The organism is Lolliginicoccus lacisalsi, assembly GCF_014841105.1.
GTDB classification, from domain to species: Bacteria; Actinomycetota; Actinomycetes; order Mycobacteriales; family Mycobacteriaceae; genus Lolliginicoccus; species Lolliginicoccus lacisalsi.
Window position 1 is genome coordinate 288539 of sequence record NZ_JACYWE010000004.1, and the last position, 20936, is coordinate 309474.

Genomic DNA, 20936 nt, shown 5'->3' on the forward strand with positions numbered 1-20936 from the left:
GCAGGGAGAAGACGCGTCCGCCATGCTCGCGGGCTTCACCGTCGGCATCACGGCCGCGCGCCGCGCCGAGGAGTTCGCCGCGCTGCTCGAGCGCCGTGGCGCGACGATCATGCACGCCCCCGCGATCCGCATCATCCCCCTCGTCGACGACACCGAGCTGCGGCGCGCCACCGAGGCCGTGATCGCCGACCCGCCCGACATCGCTGTCGCCACCACCGGCATCGGATTCCGCGGCTGGGTGGAGGCCGCCGACAACTGGGGCCTCGCCGAGCCACTGATCGAGGCATTGGGCGCCGCGCGCTCGCTTGCTCGCGGGCCCAAGGCCAAGGGCGCCATGCGCGCCGCAGGGCTGCGGGAGGAATGGTCCCCGGAATCCGAATCCTCCGCCGAGGTGCTCGACCACCTCCTCGAGGAAGGCGTCGAGGGCAAGCGCATCGCGGTGCAGCTGCACGGCGCGACCACCGAATGGGAGCCCATCCCCGACTTCTGCGAGGTCATGCGCAGCGCCGGCGCGACAGTGATCCCCGTGCCCGTGTACCGCTGGCTGCCGCCCAAGGATCTCAGCCATCTCGACCGCATGATCGAGTCGGCCATCAACGGCGAGCTCGACGCCATCACCTTCACCAGCGCGCCCGCCGTTGCCTCGCTGCTTGGCCGAGCCCAGGACACCCACGTCCTCGAGCTGCTGCTCAACGCCATGCGCACTCGCGTCATCCCGTTCAGCGTGGGCCCCGTCACCGCGGCACCGCTCGAGACGCTCGGCGTGGCCACCACCCAGCCCCACCGCGCCCGGCTGGGAGCTCTCGCCCGGCACATCGCCGAGGAGCTGCCACGTCGTGCCCGCAACCTGCAGGCCGGAGGCCATCACCTGAGCCTGCGCGGGAGCTGCGTCGTCGTCGATGGCGAGGTCAAGCAGGTCCCGCCAGCGTCGCTCGCCATCATGCGTGCCCTCGCCAAGCGCCCCGGCATGGTTGTCTCCCGGGAGGACCTGCTCGCGGTGCTTCCCGGCGCCGGGGACGATACCCACGCGGTCGAGACCGCCGTCGCACGCTTGCGCGCAGCGCTCGGAGCGCCCAAAGTGGTGCAGACCGTCGTCAAGCGTGGCTACCGCCTCGCCCTCGACCCAGTGCACACCCATCCGACGGAGGACCGATGACCCGAGCCGCAGCTCAGCGCGGGCCCACCGTGGTGCTGGTCGCCCACGGCACCCGCAACCCCCACGGCGTGGAGATCATCGCCCGGATCGCCGAGTCGGTCGCTGCTCGGCTCGGGCACGTTCCGGTGGCCTTCGTCGATGTGCTCGGTCCATCGCCGAGCGAGGTGCTGAGCGATCTCGACGGGCCCGCGATCGTGGTGCCCGCGTTCCTTGCTTCGGGCTACCACGTGCGCACCGATGTTCCCCGCGAGATCGCCGAGAGCGGCCACCGGCACACGACCGTCGCCCGCGCGCTCGGACCAGACCCCGTTCTCGCCGGGATCCTCGAGGACCGGCTGCGCGATGCGGGCTGGCAGCCCGGCGATGCCGTCGTGCTCGCCGCCGCGGGATCCTCCGACAGCCGGGCCCTCGCGGATGTCGAGGAGGCTGCCCGGCTCCTCTCCGCGCGCCTCGGCGCCGTCGTCGAGGTCGGCTACGCGGCCACCGCCGAGCCGCGCGTCACCGAGGTGGTTGCCGGGGTCCGCGCGCGCACCGGAGCGCGGGTGTTCATCGCGAGCTACCTGCTCGCCGAGGGGCTGTTCCAGAACCGGCTCCGGGAGTCCGGCGCTGATGGCGTCGCCGATCCCATCGGTGTGCATCCGGGGCTCGTGGACCTGGTCTGCCGGCGTGCCAGCGAAGCGCAGCGCCCTGGCGGCCCCGGCGCTGGCTCCTCCCGTCCCGGTGCCTCTCGCGCGGGATTGCTGCGCTCGGCCGCTGCGCGACCCGGCCGCGCGCTGGTCGGACGCTGGTCCGTGCGGGCCCGCTAGCGCCGCATCCGCCCAAGCCCTCAGGCGGGGAAGGCGTGACGATGCTGCGGCAGTCGCACCCGGTCGGCGGCTACCGCCACGCCCTCGGCACGCAGCCGCCGCGCTTGCTCCTGCACGAGGTGCGGGGCCAGCGTTCCGTCGGCACGCACCACGCGGTGCCAGGGCACGTCCGCGCCGTCGGTCCGGAGGATCCATCCCACTAGGCGGGCATTGCCCAGGCCGGCGGCTCGGGCGACATCGCCGTAGGTGGTAACCCGTCCCGCGGGCACCGCGCTGATGAGCGCGCGCACTCGTTCCACGTCCGCTTCCTGGAGTGCAGGCATGTACTTTTCTGGCTCCCAATCGATATCGCGCGGCCCCGGCGCTGGCGACCGGCGCTGCCTGCTCGCGCGAGCGAGGACGGTCGCGCGAGCAGGAACGACTCCCGAGCGGGGGCGCGGCCCCGGAAATGGTGTCGGGATTGTGGCTACATGTAAGCTGTGTCACGCTGCACGGCATGGTATTGGCGACACCAGTCGGGGTCATTGTTCGCGGCATGAATGCGAACTGCTCGCAATCTTGTCGAGAATTGACATGACTGTAATCGTGCCCGCTGTAGCCTAGTAACACCACGATCACAAGCTACTTGCGTTAGTGATCGTGCAGCGTGTCCCGCGGAGCGGCGCTCAAGCCCGGAAAGCCGGGCCGTGTGCCATCGAGCACTGGGGGAGCGCGCGCATGATGCCATGCCGCCTCGCGAGCCCAAGCGCGTCGGCTGACTCGCAGTTTAAGGAGTGCTTGAAGATGGATGACGCACCCCACGGCCAAGCCGGGAGGGGCGCCACGCGGCGTCACGCCTCGTCGTCGCCCGCAACGAGCGCGAGCGAGTTCCACCGCTGCCGTCCGTCGCGAATCCCGCTCTCCCTGGCCGAGCAGCGGCTCTGGCTCATCAACCGCTTCGATCCACGCGCCGACGTGCACAACGTGCCGATCTCCGTCGAGCTGACCGGCGACCTCGACCAGGCCGCCCTCGCCGCCGCGACCGCCGACCTGCTCGAGCGCCACGAGATCCTCCGCACCCGGTTCCCTGTCGCGGCCGATGGCCCGCACCAGGAGATCATTCCCGCGTCGGTCGTGCCCATCGACATCGCTCCGGTCCATGTCCCGGCACATGTGGACCCCTCCGAGCTCATCGAGGAGTTCGCCGCGGCGGGATTCGACCTCGCCGTCGAGCCACCCTTCCGCGTCCGGCTCCTGCAGCTCGCGGAGGCCGAGTACATCCTCACCATCGTCGTCCATCACATCGCGGTCGATCGCGCATCCCTCAAGCGACTCGTCGCTGACTTGTTCCAGGCCTACGAGGCGCGGTGCGCGAGCTGCAGGCCGGACTGGTCCGAGCTTCCCGTGCAGTACGCCGACTACGCGCTCTGGCAGCGCGAGATCCTCGGCGAGGAGAACGACCCCGCTAGCATCACCGCGCGCGAGATCGCATTCTGGCAGGGCGAGCTCGCCGGCGCTCCCGAGCTGCTCGATCTGCCCCTCGACCGGCCGCGCCCGGAGTACCAGCTGCTCCAGGGCCGCGCCGTCGAGTTCTTCGTCGGCGACACCGCGCACGCGGGGCTGCGCCGGATAGCCGAGGAGCAGCAGGTCTCGGTGTTCACCGTGCTGCAGGGCGCGCTGACGTTGCTGTTCTCGCGCCTGTGCGGCACCGATGACGTCACGATCGGCACCACCGTCGAGGCGCGGGCGGACGAGTCGCTCGCGCCGATCGTGGGCATGTTCGGCAATACCCTCGCCCTGCGCAACCAGGTGGTCGCCACCGACACCGTCGCGACGTTCCTGCGGCAGGTGCACAAGCGCGGGACCAATGCGTTCGCGCACGCGGAGACCCCGTTCGAGCGCATCCTCGATGTCCTCGACATCACGCGCACAACGTCGTACCACCCCCTGTTCCAGGTGGCCATGTCGATGCACTCCGACGACGGGTACGTCGCGTCCATCGGCGGCATCGACATCGCGATAGGCTCGGTGCAAGCGAGCTCCGCGGACTGCGACCTCGAGCTGGTGCTCACCGAGCACACCGATGCACAGGGCGGGCCTGCTGGCATCGCCGGATCGATGGTGTACGCCATCGATCTGTTCGACGAGTCCACTGTCGTGGCGATCGTGCAGCGCTTCCAGCGGCTTCTTGCCGCGATCGTCGACGATATCGACACCCCCATCCGTGACATCGACGTCCTCACCGACAAGGAGCGCGGCCTGCTGCTGCCGCACCGCACGCTGGTGCACCGGTCGCTCGATCAGGCACTGCGCACCACCACCAGGCGGCTCGCGGCGCTGACGGCATCGACGAAGGCCCGCCGCGCCGAGTCCGGGTATGACGAGGTCAAGGGCAAGGTGTCAGGCACTGCCAGCAAGATCGCCCCGGTGGCCGCGGGCAACGAGCTAGCCCTCGCCCTGCTCAGCTACGCCACGGGCAAGATGGACTCCACCGCGGCCCAGCGCCTCGCTGACACCATGATCCCCACCCGCGACCCAAGCGCTGGCACCCGCGAGATCACGGCATAGCCAGGCCACCTGGCCCCCCGGGCAAGCAGCAGCCTGGCGAATCCAGCAGCGTTGTCGGACCCGCGTGATTGCATAGGACCATGGCAGCCAAGGCAGGGATTCCGGATGGCGTGAGGCTTGCGCTCGTCCAGGCGCGCCCCCGGGCATCGGGGGCGCGCGAATGGCCGGGCGCGGCAGGTACTGTGCTTGCCGCGATAGCCCGCACCTGCCAGGCTGCCGACGGGGCGAGCGCGGGACAGTCCTGGCATCCCTACCAGGTGCTTGGTGGGCCAGGCACGGGCAAGTCGTCGCTGATCGCGGATCTCGTGGTCGAGGCGCTGCGTGGCGGCGCGGATCCGGAGTCCATTCTCGTACTGGTCCCGTCGAAGCACGCGGCCGGCACGATGCGTGACGCGATCAGCGAGGCAATCGTCGATGACTCGCCCCATGGCGCTCCGCGCGCGAGCCGCGAGCCGCTCGTGCGGACCGTGCACTCCTATGCCTTCGCCGTCCTGGCCCTCCATGCCAGCCTGTACGGGAATCCCCCGCCCCGCCTGATCACGAGCAGCGAGCAGGACGCGGTGATGCGCGAGCTCCTGCGCGGTGATATCGAGGACGACGCCCAGTACTGGCCGCCCGAGCTGCGGCCAGCGCTCGGCCTGGACGGCTTTGCCTCCGAGCTGCGTGACCTCGTGCGCCGGGCTGGCGAGCGCGGCCTGGGGCCGGAGGATCTCTCGCGGCTCGGCAAGTCGCACAAGCGGCCCGCGTGGGTCGCGGCAGGATGGTTCGCCACGGTGTACGAGCAGGTCATGATGCTGCGGGGCTCGGTCGGCATGGAGGCCCCCCAGGCCACGGCCCCCGCGCTCGATGCCGCGGAGCTCGTGAGCGCGGCGGTCACCGCCTTGGCCTCCGATGCGGACCTGCTCGACCAGGAACGGGCGCGGGTCCGCCATCTCTTCGTCGATGACGCGCAGCATCTCGATCCGCAGGCGGCCCAGCTCGTCGAGCTGATCGGCACTGGCACACGGATGGCTGTCCTGACGGGCGATCCGGACCAGGGGATCTACCGCTTCCGGGGGGCCGATACGCGTTTCCTCGAGGGCCTAGCCGGGCCCGGCTCGGACCGGCGGGTGCTGCTGGGCGAGAGCTTCCGCATGCCGGCGGCGATCGCTGGCGTGGCGGCGCGGATCTCGGCGCGCATCCCCGGCAGCCAGCCGCATCGCGCGCCCGGGTCCAGGCACGCCGTGCCCGGCCATGTCGTCGCCGAGATCGTTCCCACGCAGGCGCGCGAGGCCGCACTGATCGCGGACGCGCTGAGGCGCGCTCACCTGATGGAGGGCATCGCGTGGTCCGACATGGCCGTCGTCGTCCGATCCGTGCCCACGCTGTCCGCTCCGCTCCGCCGCGCGCTGGTCTCCGCGGGGGTCCCGGTGACCACGCCCGTCCCCGAGCATCCGCTGGCCATCCAGCGTGCCTCGCAGGCCATGCTTGTTGTCGCCCGCGCGGCGGCCCGGCGCGGCGCGGGCGCACTTGGGGCAGAGGATGCCCTGCTGCTGCTGACCGGGCCGATCGGTGGCGCGGACCCGCTGCTGCTCCGGCGCGTGCGGCGCGGCGCCCGGCGCGCCGAGATGCGGCGCGGCGGAGAGCGTGATTCCGCCGAGCTGCTCGCGCTGCTCCTCACCGCCGAAGAGGACGACGAGGACGCCGAGGGACTGCGCCGCGACCTCACCCGCGCCGAGGCAGCTCCGATCAACCGGGTGCGCGCCGTGCTGCGCCGGGCGCGCCGGGCCGAGCGCCGCGGCAGGGGAGTGGAGGACGTGCTCTGGGAAGCGTGGTCGGCTACCGGGCTGCAGCAGCAGTGGCTCACGGCGGCGCTGCGCGGCAGCGCGGCCGGAGCGCAGGCCGACCGGGATCTCGATGCCATCGTGGCACTGTTCGACGCGGCGGCCTCGTATGTCGATCGGCTCCCCGGGGGCTCCCTCGCGGGCTTCGTCGAGCACGTCGAGCAGCAGCAGATCGCCGCCGAGCCGTTCCAGCAATCCCAGCTCCACGAGGAATCAGTGACGCTGCTCAGCGCGCATGCCGCTGCCGGGCGCGAATGGGATGTCGTGGCGGTCGCGGGCGTGCAGGAAGGGACCTGGCCCTCGCTGCGGGGGCGCAGCAGCCTCCTCGGCGCCGAGGACCTCGATGACATCCTGGAGCGCGAAGCCAGCGGCGAGCCCGAGGCCCCGCTCTCCCGGCTCGCGCCGCTGCTGGCCGATGAGCGCAAGCTCTTCCTGGTGGCATGCAGCCGCGCCAGGCGCACGCTGCTGGTCACCGCTGTCGAATCGATCACCGGGGACGCGGACCTCGCGCCCTCCCGGTTTCTCCTGGACCTGCAGGCCAGCCTCGAGCCCGGCGAGCCAGCCATGCCGGAGGAACCAGACCTGCTCATCGAGCGCCCGGCCCGCACGGTTCTCGCCCTGCCCGCGCTCGTGGCCCGCCTGCGCTCGGTCGCCTGCTCGCCGCACGAGCCCGCGCAGCGCAAGGAGCATGCCGCCGCGCAGCTCGCCCGCCTCGCCGCCGCGGGAGTCCCCGGCGCCGACCCCAAGCGCTGGTACGGCCTCGCTCGGCCCAGCACCAGCGCCAGCCTGTGGGAGCCCGCGGACGGTCCTGTGCCCCTCTCGCCCTCGTCGGTGGAGGAACTGCTCGCGTGCCCGCTGCGGTGGTTGCTCACCAAGCACGGCGGCACCGATTCCGACACCCTCAGCGCCATCAAGGGCACGCTCGTGCACACCCTGGCGCAAGCCGTCGCGGGTCGCATTCCCGACGAGGAGATCGCGGGCGCGCTCGAGCGCGCCTGGCAGAAGGTCAATGTCGGCGCCCCCTGGTTCGCCCGCCACGAGCTCGCCCGGATGGAAGGCATGCTCGACAACTTCCGGCACTGGCTGCAATCCACGCGCCGCGAGCTCACCGAGGCCGGAGTGGAGGTCGTGATCGACGGCGTGCTGCCCGGCGCATCGGCCGAGGACGGTGCCGCCGAGGGCCCGGATGTGCGGCTGCGTGGCCGCATCGACCGGCTCGAGCGCGACACCGAGGGCCGCCCCGTCGTGGTCGACATCAAGACCGCTCGCACGCCGATCAGTGCAGGGAAGGCGGCCGAGCACGCGCAGCTCGCCACCTACCAGGTCGCGGCACGATCCGGACTGATACCGGGCGAGGACCTCGCGACCGGCGGCGCCCGATTGCTGTATATCGCTCAATCGCACCGCACCACGGGCGCGGCCCAGCGTGCCCAGGACCCGCTCGACGACGAGTCCTGGCAGGAATGGACTGGCCTGATCCGCCAGGCCGCCAGCGCGACCCAGGGCCCCGTCTTCGAGGCCCGCATCAACGACGGCTGCGACCATTGCCCCGTGCGCTCGAGCTGCCCGGTCCAGGAAGAAGGACGGCAGGTGACCGAGCCGTGAGCGGACGACCAGGCAGCCGGGACGCGTTCGCGCGGGCACGATTTACTCCCGAGCAGATCGCCCACGCCATCGGGCAGCACCCGCCCACCGCGGAGCAGCGCGCGGTGATCACCGCGCCCGCCGGACCGGTGCTCGTCGTGGCCGGGGCAGGCGCCGGGAAGACCGAGACCATGGCTGGCCGGGTGATCTGGCTGGTGACCAACGGCTTCGTCAGTCCCGAGGAGATCCTCGGCCTGACCTTCACCCGCAAGGCGGCGCAGCAGCTCGCCCAGCGCATCCGGGCCCGCCTCGCCCGGATCGCGGGATCCGCCCTGCTGCGCGACGCCGACCCGGGCGGCGAGGTGCGCGCCCGACTCGAGATCGCCGAGCCCGACGTGAGCACCTACCACGCCTACGCGGGGCGGCTGCTATCCGAGCATGGCCTGCGCCTGCCCATCGAGCCATCCGCGACGCTGCTCGGCGAGACCGAGCTCTGGCAGCTCGCGTTCACGGTGGTCAACACCTGGGACGGGCCGCTGGACATCGAGCACACCCCCGCCACGATCACGAGCACCGTGCTGGCCCTCTCCGGGGCCCTCGACGAGCACCTGATCGACATCGACGAGCTCGAGGACCATCCGCACGAGTTCGAGGACCTCCTCGCCACCCTTCCGCCCGGCCCGCGCCAGCGACCCGAGCCGAGCAAGGACCTGCTCAAGCAGGCCACGGTGCAGCAGCACCGGCGCCAGCTCATCCCGCTCGTGCGGCGGCTGCGCGACGCGCTCCGCGCGGAGGGGGCGCTCGACTTCGGCAGCCAGATGTCCCTCGCCGCCCGGGTCGCGTCCCTGCACCCCGAGGTGGGCAGCATCGAGCGATCCCGCTACCGCGTGGTGCTGCTCGACGAGTACCAGGACACCGGGCACGCGCAGCGGGTGCTGCTGTCCTCGCTGTACGGAGGCGGGCAGGACCGCGGGCTCGCCGTCACCGCGGTGGGCGACCCCATCCAGTCGATCTACGGGTGGCGCGGTGCCTCCGCGGCGAACCTGCCCCGGTTCGCCGCGGACTTCCCCGGCCCGCGCGGCAAGCCCGCCACCCGCCTCGAGCTGCTCACGAGCTGGCGCAACCCCGTTCGTGCCCTCGCGATCGCCAACTCGGTATCCAATCCACTCCGCGCCCGCGGCATACCGGTGAGCGTCCTCAAGCCGCGCCCCGGTGCTCCCGAGGGCGATATCCGGGTGGCCCTCTGCACCGACGTGGAGGCCGAGCGGGCGTGGGTGGCCCACCACATCGCCACGATCTACCAGCACGCGCTCGACAGCGGGGAAGCCCCGCCCACCGCGGCCGTGCTCATCCGCCGCAACCGCGATGCCGCGCCGCTCGCCGAGGCGCTGCGCGAGCGCGGGCTTCCCGTCGAGGTCGTCGGGCTGGGCGGGTTGCTCGACACCCCCGAGGTGCAGGACCTCGTCGCGATGCTGCGGCTCGTCGCCGACCCGATGGCCGGCACCGCGGCGATGCGCGTGCTGACCGGCGCGCGCTGGCAGCTCGGCGCCAGTGACATCACCGCTCTGTGGCGGCGCGCCCGGCACCTCGCGCTCACGCAGCGCAGCGCGAGCACTGGTGCCGTCACCTCCGCCGAGGACCTCGACGATGCCCTCGGCGAAGCTATCCCCGGCGAGCTCGCCGAGCACGCCGCCATCAGTGACGCGATCGCCGACCCCGGCGATCGCGACGGCTATTCCACCGAGGGCCACCGCCGGATCACGGCGCTCGCCGGGGAGCTCGCGCAACTACGCAGCAGGCTCGGCCAGCCGCTCACCGAGCTCGTGGCGGACGTGGAGCGCACCATCGGCATCGGCATCGAGGCCGAGTCCCGCTGCGCCACCAGCATCGACGGCGGCGGAGCGGGCCGCGAGCACCTCGACGCGTTCGCGGACGTCGTCGCCGGATATTCCCGCAATCCCGCCGCCAGCCTCTCGGGCCTGCTCGGCTACTTGCAGGCAGCGGCGACGATCGAGAAAGGCCTCGCGCCCGGCGAGACCCAGGTGGCGCCCGATCGCGTGCAGATCCTCACCATGCATTCCGCGAAGGGCCTCGAATGGGAGGTCGTCGCCATCCCGCACCTGTGCGACGGGGTGTTCCCCTCCTCGACCCGCACCGACACCTGGCTCAACAGCATCCGGGAACTGCCCTCCCACCTGCGTGGCGACCGGGCCGAGCCCGACGAGGACGGCGCCGAGGGCGTGCCCGTCCTCGACACGAGCACCGTCACGCACCGCAAGCAGCTCGAGGAGGCTCTCGACGCGCACAAGGAAGCATTCGCCCGCCGCGGGCTCGATGAGGAACGGCGCCTGTTCTACGTCGCGGTCACCCGCACCGAGCGCATCGTGCTGCTCTCCGGGCACCACTGGGCCGAGCAGGGCCAGCGACCGAAGGGACCCTCGCTGTTCCTCGACGAAGCCAAGGCACTCGCCGAGGGCGAGCTCGCCGGCACCATCACCATCGAGCACTGGGCGCCCGCGCCCGAGGACGACGCGAGCAACCCGTTGTCCGAGCAGGTGCATGCCGCTTCCTGGCCGCGCGATGCCCTCGGGTCGCAGCGCGGCGCCGTCGAGGCCGGTGCCAAGCTGGTGCGCGCGGCCATGCGGCAGGCCCCGCTCGACGCCGACGAGCCGACCCTGGCCCCCAAGGACGCCGAGGCACAGCAATGGGCCGAGGACGTGGACGCGCTGCTGCGCGAGCGCGAGCAACGGCAGGAGACCGTCGTCGAGGTACGCCTGCCCCGGCACCTGTCGGTCAGCAACGTCGTGATGCTCGCCGGCTCCCCCGAGGAGCTCGCTGTGCGCCTGCGCCGGCCCCTGCCGTACCCGCCGAACCCGCTGGCCCGTCGCGGCACCGCGTTCCATGCCTGGCTCGAGCGCCGCTACAGCGCCACCCGGCTGCTCGACCTCGATGACCTGCCGGGCGCGGCCGACATCGACGAGAAGGTCGACGACAACCTGGAGCAGCTCCAGGACGCCTTCGAGCGATCCGCGTGGGCCACCCGCAATCCGGCCGAGGTGGAGGTGCCGTTCGAGACCGTCGTGGGCAATACCGTGCTGCGCGGCCGTATCGACGCCGTGTTCCGCGACGCCGACGGCGGCTGGACCGTCGTGGACTGGAAGACCGGCAAAGAGGCCGGGCCCCGTGACGAACGGGCGGTCGCGATGCAGCTCGCGGCCTACCGCATCGCATGGGCGGACCTGATGAGCACGACCGGCCACCCCGTCGAGCTCGCCAAGGTCCGGGCCGCGTTCCACTACGTGCGATCAGGCAATACCGTGGCGCCCCAAGACCTGCCCGACCGCGATCAGCTCCGCGCGATCCTCGAGAATCCCGGCAACATCGCAGCGGAACGCCACGTCGATCCTGCCGCGGCAGCGCTCGACCACTAGGCTCGGTGAGCATGACGAGAAGAATCCTGGTGTTTGGTGCCACTGGATACACCGGCGGCCTGGTCGCGCAGGAGCTCCTCGCCCGCCGGGAACGCCCCACCCTGGTCGGGCGCGACCCCGACGCCCTAGCCCTCCGCTCACGGGAGCTCTCGCCGCAGCAGCCCCTGCCGACCATCGCTCTCGATGTGCGTGACGTCGGCACGCTGCGTCGCACCATCACCGCCGACGACGTGATCATCACCACGATCGGCCCCTTCGAGGACCGTGGCCGCACCGTGGCCGAGGCCGCCGCCGAGGCCGGAGCGTCCTATCTCGACTCCGCGGGGGAGCCCTCCTTCATCCGCTGGATCTTCGCCAAGCTCGGTGCGCGTGCCGCGCACCGCGGGGCTCGGCTCATGCCAGGTTTCGGGCACGAGTACGTCAGCGGCCAGCTCGCCGGAGCCTGGGCGCTCGAGAAGGCCGCCGAGATGGGCATGCCGCACCGCCTCGAGATCGGCTACTTCCGCGCCGATGGCTCCCTGTGCTCCCTCAGCCGCGGCACCATCGCCTCCCTGGCCGGGGCGAGCCTGCAACGCTCCTTCACCTACCGCGGTGGCATCCGCGACGAGCGGCCCGGCGCCCGCAGCGCCGGGTTCTCGATCGGCGGCCGCAACCGCAGCGGATTCAGCATCGGCACCACCGAGCACCTCACGCTCCCCGAGATCTCGCCCAGCCTGCAGGAGCTCGACGTCTACCTCGGCTGGTTCGGCAAGGCATCACCGATGCTGTCGCGCGCCAGCATCGCCGTTCCCGCGCTGCGCTCCATCCCTGGCTCCCAGCGGCTGATCGCCGCGGTCGGGGCGCGCGCGAGCACGCTGCGCTCCTCTTCGCTCGACCAGCCGGCGCTCGCCCAGTCCCGCACCCTCGTCGCCGCCCGGGTTTTCGCGGCCTCTGGTCATCAGCTCGGCGCCGTCAACCTCCGCGGGCCCAACCAGTACCAGCTCACCGCGTCCTTGCTCGCCTGGGCCGCCGTCGTCGAGTCGCACGCCAGCACCCGTGCCGTCCACCGCCGCACCGGCGTGCTCGGTGCGATCCAAGCATTCGGCCTCGGCGCGATCCGCGACACCTGCCGGCACTACGGGCTCGATGACGAGTCCGCCGGGCCCGAGGCGGAAGCACCCGCCCCGCCGCTGCTGCTTGCCGACGGGAACGAGGAGTAGAAGTCCTCGATCGCGGGTATGCGCCCGTGCCGCATGCCGGGCACGCTAGCCTCGGGATGTGCGCCAACTGATGCGGAAGCAAGCATCCGGGCAGGACCTGACGGACCGGCCCCTCCATGCCCTCGTGGGCGTGGTGCGCATGCCCAAGCTCGATCACAGCCCCATGCACGCGATCATCTGGCGCATCGTCGGCGCGGCATTGGCGGTCATGCTGACCTCGTTCGTCGTGTACTTCGACCGCGAGGGCTACAGCAACTCCCTCGACACGCCCCTGACCTACCTCGACTGCCTCTACTACGCGACGGTCAGCCTCTCGACCACCGGGTACGGCGATATCGCGCCACTATCCCAGTTCGCGCGCGCCACCAACATCTTCCTCATCACCCCGCTGCGGGTGATGTTCTTCATCCTGCTCATCGGCACCACCCTGGAAGTGCTCACCGAGACTTCGCGCCAGGCGTGGCGGATCCAACGCTGGAGGGAACGCGTGCGCAATCACACCGTCGTTGTCGGCTATGGCACCAAGGGCCGCACCGCGGTCGACGCAATGATCGGCGATGGCATCCCCGCCAGCGACATCGTCGTCGTGGACACCGAGAGCGCCGTGCTCGAGGGAGCGTCCGCGCGCGGCCTGGTCACCGTGCATGGCTCTGCCACCCGCGCTGATGTGCTGCGGCTCGCGGGCGCCCCCCACGCCCGCTCGATCATCATCGCCACCAACCGGGACGACGCATCGGTCCTCGCGACGCTCACCGCGCGGGAGATCGCGCCGCGCGCGAAGATCATCGCCTCCATCCGGGAATCCGAGAACACCCACCTGCTCAAGCAATCCGGCGCCGACTCGGTGGTGGTGTCCTCGGAGACAGCCGGTCGCCTGCTCGGGATCGCCACCACCACCCCCACCGTCGTCGAGATGATCGAGGACCTCCTCACCCCGGAACTAGGCTTCGCCATCGCCGAGCGGGCCGTTACCGACGAGGAGATCGGCAGTTCCCCGCGCTCGCTGAAGAACATCGTGCTCGGTGTCGTCCGCGCCGGGAAGCTGCACCGCGCCGACGAGGACATCGCCATGATCGAGGCGGGCGACCGGGTGCTGTACCTGCGGCACGCGCACCGCGAGGCGAAGCGGGTCAGCGAGAAACAGGATTCCCGATGAGCAGGCGGGCCCTCGCGCTCGCCCACACCCCGCTGCTGTCCCGCGCCGGGCTCGAGCGAGCCGCATGGCTGCGCACCGATGCCGCCGCGCTGCGCGACGGCTGGGCACGAGCCCTAGTCCTGCGCATGGACGACACGAACCAGGTCCCCATCAACAACGGCGTGCTGCGCCTCGTGCCCGGGCCCTCGATCGCCGACGCGCCCCCTCGCGATGCCGTGCTGATCGCCGTGCTCGATGACACCGCCGCCAGCCACATCTGGGCCGTCCGCGACCCCACGCCGAGCGGGAACCTCACCGACCTGCGCTCCACCGGGGCGCTGCTCGGCGCGCGCGACGCCGGGCTCTGCACAACAGCGCAGGCAGTACTGAACTGGCACCGCCATGCTCGGTTCTGCCCCCGCTGCGGCGGCGCCACCGAAGCAGTGCAGGCCGGATGGGCACGACGATGCCTCGCCTGCGGCCGCGAGGACTATCCGCGCACCGATCCCGCCGCCATCTGCCTCATCCACGACGGCGCCGACCACGTCCTCCTCGGCCGCCAGCCCGTCTGGCCCCAGGGCCGCTACTCGTTGCTCGCCGGATTCGTCGAGGCCGGCGAGTCCGCGGAGGCCTGCGTCGTGCGCGAGGTACGGGAGGAGATCGGTGTCACCGTCACCGACGTCCACTACCTCGGCAGCCAGCCATGGCCGTTCCCACGGTCCCTCATGCTGGGATTCCACGCCCGCGCCGATCGCGCTGCGCCCGTCGTGCCCGACCAGGACGAGATCGAGGATGCCCGCTGGTTCCACCGCGACGACGTGCGCGCCGCGCTCACCGCCGACGATGACTGGACCACCACCAGGCCCGGCCTGCCCTTCACCGCGCCCGGATCGATCTCCATCGCGCGCGGCATCCTGCAATCCTGGGCCCAGCACGAGTAGCCCGTCATCACCCTTCGGAAAGTGAAGATCCAGCCACGTCCGGCGTGGCTGGATCTTCACGATTGGCTCCCGGGACTAGCTGTCGATCAAGGCCTTGACCTGTGCCAGCGACGGATTGGTGGCGGTCTTGCCGCTGGGGAATCGCAACGTGGGCACGACGTGGTTGCCACCATTGACCGAGCCGACGAACTCCGCGGCCGCGGGCTCGAACTCGATATCGATCTCGGTGAAGGGGATGCCAGCCTCGCGCATCTGCTTCTTCAGGCGCAGGCAGAATCCGCACCAGCTCGTGGTGTACATCGTGACGGTATTGGTGGAGGTCATACCGGCAATGAACCACCTCCGCGGCGGCGCGTATTCCCGCAGCGGCTTCGAAGTGTCAGGGATCGCTGCCATGATGGAGGCCATGTCTCGCCCCACCACCGCCGCGACCCTGCCGCAGGACGATCTCCTCGATGGCCTCGACCCCGAGCAGCGGGCCGCCGTCACCGCGCCCCTGGGGCCGTTGTGCGTGCTCGCCGGCGCGGGAACGGGCAAGACGCGCACGGTCACCCGCCGAATCGCGCACCTCATCAGTGCCGGGCATGTCTCCTCCGGGCAGGTCCTCGCCGTCACGTTCACCAGCCGAGCCGCGGGGGAGATGCGCACCCGGCTACGGGAGCTCAGCGCCTCGGGGGCCGCGGATCCCACCGCGGGGCTCGTGCAGGCCCGCACCTTTCACGCAGCGTCGATGCGGCAATTGCGCTACTTCTGGCCGCGTGTCATGGGCGAGATGCCGTGGCAGTTGCTCGACCGCAAGTTCCCCGTCGTGCGGCAGGCGGCGCAGCGCTCGCGCGCCACCACCGACCCCGAGAGCGTGCGCGACTTCGCCGCCGAGATCGAATGGGCGAAGGCATCCCTGATCGCTCCGGAGGACTATCCAGCAGTCGTAGCTGGCCTCGATCGGCAGATCCCCGCGCCCCCGGAGGTCGTCGCCGCGGTATACGAGAACTACGAGTCCATCAAGTCCGGCGGCGAGACGATGTACCTCGACTTCGATGACCTGCTCCTCTTCACCGCCGGGGCGCTCGAGGACAACGCCGTCGTCGCCGAGGAGTTCCGGGATCGCTATCGATGCTTCCTCGTCGACGAGTACCAGGACGTCACGCCGCTGCAGCAGCGTGTGCTCGATGCCTGGCTCGGCGGGCGCGATGACCTGACCGTGGTGGGGGACGCCAACCAGACCATCTACTCGTTCACGGGCGCATCGCCCCGCCACCTGCTCGACTTCACCCGCACCTATACCGACGCGACCCTGGTGCGGCTCGTGCGGGACTACCGATCCACCCCGCAGGTCGTCGAACTGGCCAACACCGTCATCGGGCAAGCCAGTGGCCGGATCGCGGGAATGCGCCTCGAGCTGATCGGGCAGCGGCCACCCGGGCCCGCCCCGCAGTTCACCGAGTTCGACGACGAGCCCGCCGAGGCCAAGGACGTGGCGCGGCGCATCGGCAGTCTTCTCGCCAGCGGCACCCCGGCCTCCGAGATCGCGATACTCTTCCGCATCAACGCGCAGTCCGAGGTCTATGAGCAGGCACTCACCGATGCGGGCATCCCTTTCCAGGTCCGCGGCGGCGAGGGATTCTTCCAGCGCAGCGAGATCGTCCAGGCGATGAGCGCGCTGCGTGCCGCCGCCGAGCGCGACGACCTGCCGGAGGACGCGCCCCTGCCCACCCTCGTACGGGCGATCCTCGCGCCGCTCGGCCGCACCCCCCAGCCGCCGACCGGCCAGCAGGCCCGGGCCAAGTGGGAATCGCTCGTCGCCCTCGAGCGCCTCGCCGAGGAGATCCAGGGCCTCGGAGAGCCCTTGAACCTCGTCACGCTGGTCCGCGAGCTCCAGTCCCGCGCCAGCTCGCGGCAACCACCCGTGGTGGACGGTGTCACCCTCGCCTCCCTGCACGCCGCCAAAGGCCTCGAATGGGACGCCGTGTTCCTCGTCGGCATCACCGAGGGCACCCTGCCGATCAGCCACGCGCTCGGTGAACGCGGCAGCGGCGGCCTGCCCGAAGCGATCGAGGAGGAACGTCGGCTCTTCTACGTCGGCATCACACGTGCCCGAGTGCATCTCGCCATCTCCTGGGCGCTATCACGCAGCGAAGGCGGCAGGCGCTCCCGCAAGCCCTCCCGGTTCCTCGACACCGTGCTGCCGCAACAGCGCGCGACAACCGCGGCCAAGAAGCGTCCCGCGCGCAGCGTCAAGGTCCCCGAGATGGACGAAGGCCTGTTCGCCGCGCTGAAAGACTGGCGCCTCGAGACCGCGAAAGAGCAAGGCGTGCCCGCGTTCGTTGTGTTCACGGATGCGACGCTCTCCGCGATCGCGGCCGAACGACCGGGCTCCGAGTCCGAGCTCGTGGCACTGCCCGGGATCGGCCCGGCCAAGCTCGAGCGGTACGGCACCGACGTGCTCGCCGTCGTCGCGAACTACTAGCCGCACCGCCGGTGGGTGCAGCCCGCCGGGTGCCGGGGTGGCCGGTGCCGACGGGGGCTGGTGCCGACTGCACCGCCGGGCCTGCAATCGCCGCCGGGCCTGCAATCGCCGCCGGGCCTGCAAACGCGATAGAAGTCGTCGAGATTCCAAGGAAGTTTCTATCGCGTTTGCCGGTTTCCGGTGCTTTTACCGCCGGGCCGCCACGCGCCGCCGGGCCGCCACGCGCCGCCGGGCCGCCACGCGCCGCCGGGCCGCCACGCGACACCGGGCCGCCACGCGACACCGGGCTCCGACCCGACCGCGACGCCCTGCCCGCGCCCCCGCTACGGGGGATGCCAGGACTCCGGAGGAGCAGCGTCATCGCAGGTCAAAAATGGGTTGTGCCGTCCACAGCGGCATCGTAGGCTTGAATGCACCACGGCGGCGCACACGCGCCCGCAGCGTGGAAACCCTATCCCGTCCTTCGGAAACCCGCCCGGGCCTCGTAGCGCCCCGGCAGGAGAACGGCAAGGCACGGCGAGCGAGAAGGAGACAACGACATGAACAGTGCCAGCATGCACGCGGTCAATGGCGCCAACGCCACCGCCGGTGTTGCAGCTCGCGCTATCGTCGCTGCCCTCCCGCCCCGTACCGCGGTACCTGTAGGAGCCCAGCGCGATCCGCGCGGCACGATCAACGCCGCCCGCGTGCGCACCGGTTTCCCAAGGTCCACAGAGCCGTTCTTCCTGCACCAACGCTAGCCAGACCAGCAATATTGGTCACGCTAGCGGTGCGGGGGGCGCACGAAGCCTCCCGAGCTTGCACGTCCGCGCAGATCAGCGCGAATGCTCCCCGGAGGCATTAGCCCCACCGGTTCCTGATGTGACCTTGGCATTCACTGGCCCTTTCACTGCCTCGAATACCAAGGACATCCCATGCATACTCTCGTTGACGACCATTCCACCGATTCGCACCCGCTAGGCACGCTGCTAACCATGGCGCGCCCCGCGCGAGCGCTACCTTGCCACACCGCGGACCCCGACCTGTGGTTTGCGGCCGATCCTGCCGAGCTCGAGCAGGCCAAGGAACTCTGCACCAGTTGCCCGATCAAGCAGCACTGCCTGCAGGCCGCCCTCGACAGGGAGGAACCTTGGGGCGTGTGGGGAGGCGAGATCCTCGAGCAAGGAGCCATCATCGCCAGGAAACGGCCGCGTGGCCGACCCCGAAAGGTTGCCTGAGGGATCCCCTCCTACGCTGGTCCAGCGAGTTCCGGGACCCGATGCCGCATGATCGCGCCCATCGGGACCGAGGCCTCGAGCTGGCACAGGATCGCCACGGTACTCACCAGCACCCGATGGATCATCATGTACTGCGCGGGCATCGCGAATGCCCGCGCAGTACGAAACTCGTTACTGCGCCAGTCCGCGTACAGTCCGGACATCCCGCGCATCCAGTCGCGGGTGAAATCGAACATCTCGTCCCGCAGCATGTTCAGCATGGGATCGAGGAATCCCGCGAGGTCCGCCGGATCCGGGCCGCGCTCGGCACGCAGGTATCCAGCGTCGATCAGCGCGTCGATCAGACCACGGAAATCGCTGGCCAGGCCCAGCTTGATCAAGCGCACCAGCTCGGGCGGGAAACCCCCGGAAGTACGGATCACCGCACCGAAGTCCAGCACCCCCAAGCGGCCGTCGGGACGAATCATGAAGTTTCCTGGATGCGCATCCACGTGCAACATCCCTGCCGTTCCGGGGGAGGACAGGACAAAGTCCGCGAGCAAGCCTGCCGCGTGCGCTCGCTCCGCCTCGCTGCCCTGCGCGCTCACCCGGGCCAGGGGCACGCCATCCATCCACTCCGAGACCATCACCTTCGGCGAGCTCGCCACGACTCGCGGCACCCGCACCCCAGCGCTGGCCGCGTAGGCCTCGGCGAACGCGCGCTGGTTGTCCGCCTCGAGCCGGTAGTCGAGCTCCTCGATAGTGCGGTCCGTCAGCTCATCGACAAGCGCGCGCACGTCAACACCCGGAGCGAAGGGCCTCATCAACGGCGCGAGCCGCCGGATCTGCCGCAAATCCGAGCGCAATGCCTCATCGGCGCCGGGGTATTGCACCTTCACCGCGACCTCGCGGCCGTCATGCCACGTCGCGCGATGCACCTGGCCAATGCTCGCTGAGGCCGCGGGGAGGTCCTGGAAATCCGTGAATCGCTCCCGCCAGCGCCGCCCCAGTTGCTCATCCAGGACGCGATGTACCTGTCGCGATGACAGCGGCGGCGCATCACGCTGCAACCGAGTCAACGCATCCCGGTAAGGCCCGGCGAGTTCCTCGGGCACGGCGGCCTCGAACACGCTCAGGGCCTGGCCGATCTTCATCGCCCCGCCCTTGAGCTCGCCCAGGACCGCGAACAGTTGCTCCGCCGCCTTCGCGGACATGTCTGCCGACACCTGGGCGCCATCCTGGCCCGACAGTCGACGACCCCAACCAGCAGCGGCCCGCCCAGCGTAGCCAAGTGGAAGGCTGGCGAGGCGGGCTGAGCGCGCGGCACCACTACGAGGAATCTCTGACACACACCCATCATCCAGGAAACACACCGTCCTGCCCACAAGCGCCACGACATGTCGCCGACACGGTAGGGGAGCGATGCCGGTGGAGTGCCGTGCGCTGACGGGATTCCCGGGTGGCGTTCGAGGCCTTTGCCGCCTTTGATCGGGCCAGGGCCGTTCGGGCGGTGGTCCCGCCTGGTGGGTGGAAACTTTGGCCGCTCAGGCCGGGAAAAGTTTCCACTAGCGATCCCCCCGCCGCACAAGCCGCCCCCGCCGCGGAAGCAACGCCGCCGCACAAGCCCCCCCGCCGCACAAGCAACCCCGCCGCGCGCTAGCCACACGCCGCAGCGTCCCAGCAGCGGCAGAGGGGGTGCCGGGGCCATTGCCGCAGCGTGATGGTCCCATCGCGTGGGTCGATCTCTACGGTGCTGCCGAGAACGTCGAGCTCGGGCCAGCTCGTCGCCTGCCCGTCGGTGGCATCGCGCCAGGCGCGCACCATGGCCTCGATCTGCGCGAGCGTGTATCCAACGGTGGTGTGAATGGTGGCCTGTGATGCCGTAGCGGTGGTGCTAGCTAGCTGCGCGGCGACATAGGGCCAGGCAGGATCCTTGTCGGTGCGGAACAGGTCCGCGCACCGCGAGCAGCTCGATATCCCGGGCAGCACGAGGGGGCCGATGAGTGCTTGCTGGGCCCGGGTGCGCACGAGAAGGTGAGGTCGTCCGGCGAGCGCGAGCATGTCGGTGAGGTGGGGCGGGAACAAGGGTTGGTCGGCGAGGATGACTAGTGCGGTGTCCTCCTCCTCGATCAGGTGCTGCACGCGGTCGAGGCCGGGATGGAGGCGCACACGGATGCCGAGGCGTGGCAGGGCCTTGCCAAGGGCAGCGGAGAGTGGCCCGTGCCCGATCACGACGATGCGGATCGGGGGCAGGTCGCCGGGGCGTTGCGTGTGGCCCACGACGATCCCGAGTTCTGCCAGTGCGGCGAGAGCATCGAGAAGGAGATCCCCGGGAACGCCTGCCTTGTGGGCGCGGGCGAGCAATTGGTCCTGCGAGCGGCTGCCGTCGGCGAGGCGGAGGAGCCGCGCCACTACCTCGGCGGGGACGGAGGCGGGGATCGCGATCGATGCCGCGGTGTCAGGGTTCCAGCCCACCTGGACCATCGGCCCTGGCCGCACGAGCACTGGTCGTGATGGGTCGATGGCCGGGTACCACTGCGTTCCAGCGCTCGGTGCGTGGGTGCCGAGAGGCGAATCGGCTCGACTGGTGGTCGCGCTCGGCAAGGGGTGGATTGCGGTCATGGCTTGCAAGGGTCGCATGCTCGCGCGCT

The 20936-nt window shown here is 70.8% G+C and carries 15 protein-coding genes; 11 read left to right on the forward strand and 4 right to left on the reverse strand.

Annotated features, from left to right (window positions below):
- The first annotated feature begins 22 nt into the window (after positions 1 to 22).
- Together HT102_RS09150 and HT102_RS09155 are read left to right on the forward strand one after the other, a co-directional pair.
- Positions 23 to 1156: a uroporphyrinogen-III synthase gene (locus HT102_RS09150; RefSeq protein WP_192039146.1), complete on the forward strand. Its 1134-nt coding sequence runs from the start codon at positions 23 to 25 to the stop codon at positions 1154 to 1156.
- Positions 1153 to 1962 carry a sirohydrochlorin chelatase gene (locus HT102_RS09155; RefSeq protein WP_192039097.1) on the forward strand — a complete coding sequence of 270 codons (810 nt, stop codon included), beginning with the start codon at positions 1153 to 1155 and terminating at the stop codon, positions 1960 to 1962. Before HT102_RS09150 ends, HT102_RS09155 begins: the two co-directional genes overlap by 4 nt.
- Positions 1963 to 1982: 20 nt before the next feature.
- On the opposite strand, the gene HT102_RS09160 is transcribed toward HT102_RS09155, so the two are convergent.
- Complete coding sequence (locus HT102_RS09160; RefSeq protein WP_192039098.1) at positions 1983 to 2285, reverse strand: MGMT family protein; 303 nt, start codon at positions 2283 to 2285, stop codon at positions 1983 to 1985.
- A 460-nt stretch (positions 2286 to 2745) separates the two neighbouring features.
- On the opposite strand from HT102_RS09160, the gene HT102_RS09165 reads away from it, so the two are divergent.
- The 6 genes from HT102_RS09165 (at position 2746) to nudC (ending at position 14622) form a co-directional block, all read left to right on the forward strand.
- Positions 2746 to 4509, forward strand: a complete 1764-nt coding sequence (locus HT102_RS09165; RefSeq protein WP_192039099.1) for a condensation domain-containing protein — start codon at positions 2746 to 2748, stop codon at positions 4507 to 4509.
- 80 nt (positions 4510 to 4589) lie between these two features.
- The gene (locus HT102_RS09170; RefSeq protein WP_192039100.1) at positions 4590 to 7937 is read left to right on the forward strand and encodes an ATP-dependent helicase; all 3348 of its coding nucleotides are present in this window, start codon (positions 4590 to 4592) and stop codon (positions 7935 to 7937) included.
- The gene (locus tag HT102_RS09175; RefSeq protein ID WP_192039149.1) at positions 7934 to 11347 is read left to right on the forward strand and encodes an ATP-dependent helicase; all 3414 of its coding nucleotides are present in this window, start codon (positions 7934 to 7936) and stop codon (positions 11345 to 11347) included. The genes HT102_RS09170 and HT102_RS09175 overlap by 4 nt, the downstream gene beginning before the upstream one ends.
- Before the next feature lie 11 nt (positions 11348 to 11358).
- Positions 11359 to 12546: a saccharopine dehydrogenase NADP-binding domain-containing protein gene (locus tag HT102_RS09180; RefSeq protein ID WP_192039101.1), complete on the forward strand. Its 1188-nt coding sequence runs from the start codon at positions 11359 to 11361 to the stop codon at positions 12544 to 12546.
- 70 nt (positions 12547 to 12616) lie between these two features.
- Positions 12617 to 13702 (forward strand): potassium channel family protein, encoded by a 1086-nt coding sequence (locus HT102_RS09185; protein ID WP_192039147.1) that lies wholly within the window; start codon positions 12617 to 12619, stop codon positions 13700 to 13702.
- A complete protein-coding gene (nudC, locus tag HT102_RS09190; protein ID WP_192039102.1) occupies positions 13699 to 14622 on the forward strand; it encodes an NAD(+) diphosphatase in 924 nt (307 codons plus the stop codon). The genes HT102_RS09185 and nudC overlap by 4 nt, the downstream gene beginning before the upstream one ends.
- Before the next feature lie 75 nt (positions 14623 to 14697).
- On the opposite strand, the gene HT102_RS09195 is transcribed toward nudC, so the two are convergent.
- Positions 14698 to 14946: a mycoredoxin gene (locus tag HT102_RS09195; RefSeq protein WP_192039103.1), complete on the reverse strand. Its 249-nt coding sequence runs from the start codon at positions 14944 to 14946 to the stop codon at positions 14698 to 14700.
- A 70-nt stretch (positions 14947 to 15016) separates the two neighbouring features.
- Between HT102_RS09195 and HT102_RS09200 the strand changes: the two genes are divergently transcribed.
- The 3 genes from HT102_RS09200 to HT102_RS09210 all read left to right on the forward strand — a co-directional run bounded on the left by HT102_RS09200 (position 15017) and on the right by HT102_RS09210 (position 18306).
- Positions 15017 to 17089, forward strand: coding sequence for an ATP-dependent helicase (locus HT102_RS09200; RefSeq protein WP_408611337.1), 2073 nt, complete (start codon positions 15017 to 15019; stop codon positions 17087 to 17089).
- A gap of 539 nt (positions 17090 to 17628) precedes the next feature.
- On the forward strand, positions 17629 to 17829 hold the full coding sequence (locus HT102_RS09205; RefSeq protein ID WP_192039105.1) for a hypothetical protein: 201 nt from the start codon (positions 17629 to 17631) through the stop codon (positions 17827 to 17829).
- 234 nt (positions 17830 to 18063) lie between these two features.
- Complete coding sequence (locus tag HT102_RS09210; RefSeq protein WP_192039148.1) at positions 18064 to 18306, forward strand: WhiB family transcriptional regulator; 243 nt, start codon at positions 18064 to 18066, stop codon at positions 18304 to 18306.
- 11 nt (positions 18307 to 18317) lie between these two features.
- On the opposite strand, the gene HT102_RS09215 is transcribed toward HT102_RS09210, so the two are convergent.
- A complete protein-coding gene (locus tag HT102_RS09215) occupies positions 18318 to 19634 on the reverse strand; it encodes an ABC1 kinase family protein (protein ID WP_192039106.1) in 1317 nt (438 codons plus the stop codon).
- Positions 19635 to 19941: 307 nt separating this feature from the next.
- Positions 19942 to 20907 (reverse strand): cyclodehydratase, encoded by a 966-nt coding sequence (locus HT102_RS09220; protein ID WP_192039107.1) that lies wholly within the window; start codon positions 20905 to 20907, stop codon positions 19942 to 19944.
- Between the last annotated feature and the right edge of the window lie 29 nt (positions 20908 to 20936).

Bases quoted from the DNA above. Each gene is read 5' to 3' on its own strand.
- HT102_RS09150 (WP_192039146.1), top strand. From the start codon at position 23: ATGCTCGCGGGCTTCACCGTCGGCATCACGGCCGCGCGCCGCGCCGAG.
- HT102_RS09155 (WP_192039097.1), top strand. From the start codon at position 1,153: ATGACCCGAGCCGCAGCTCAGCGCGGGCCCACCGTGGTGCTGGTCGCC.
- HT102_RS09160 (WP_192039098.1), bottom strand. From the start codon at position 2,285: ATGCCTGCACTCCAGGAAGCGGACGTGGAACGAGTGCGCGCGCTCATC.
- HT102_RS09165 (WP_192039099.1), top strand. From the start codon at position 2,746: ATGGATGACGCACCCCACGGCCAAGCCGGGAGGGGCGCCACGCGGCGT.
- HT102_RS09170 (WP_192039100.1), top strand. From the start codon at position 4,590: ATGGCAGCCAAGGCAGGGATTCCGGATGGCGTGAGGCTTGCGCTCGTC.
- HT102_RS09180 (WP_192039101.1), top strand. From the start codon at position 11,359: ATGACGAGAAGAATCCTGGTGTTTGGTGCCACTGGATACACCGGCGGC.
- HT102_RS09185 (WP_192039147.1), top strand. From the start codon at position 12,617: ATGCGGAAGCAAGCATCCGGGCAGGACCTGACGGACCGGCCCCTCCAT.
- nudC (WP_192039102.1), top strand. From the start codon at position 13,699: ATGAGCAGGCGGGCCCTCGCGCTCGCCCACACCCCGCTGCTGTCCCGC.
- HT102_RS09195 (WP_192039103.1), bottom strand. From the start codon at position 14,946: ATGACCTCCACCAATACCGTCACGATGTACACCACGAGCTGGTGCGGA.
- HT102_RS09200 (WP_408611337.1), top strand. From the start codon at position 15,017: ATGATGGAGGCCATGTCTCGCCCCACCACCGCCGCGACCCTGCCGCAG.
- HT102_RS09205 (WP_192039105.1), top strand. From the start codon at position 17,629: ATGAACAGTGCCAGCATGCACGCGGTCAATGGCGCCAACGCCACCGCC.
- HT102_RS09210 (WP_192039148.1), top strand. From the start codon at position 18,064: ATGGCGCGCCCCGCGCGAGCGCTACCTTGCCACACCGCGGACCCCGAC.
- HT102_RS09220 (WP_192039107.1), bottom strand. From the start codon at position 20,907: ATGACCGCAATCCACCCCTTGCCGAGCGCGACCACCAGTCGAGCCGAT.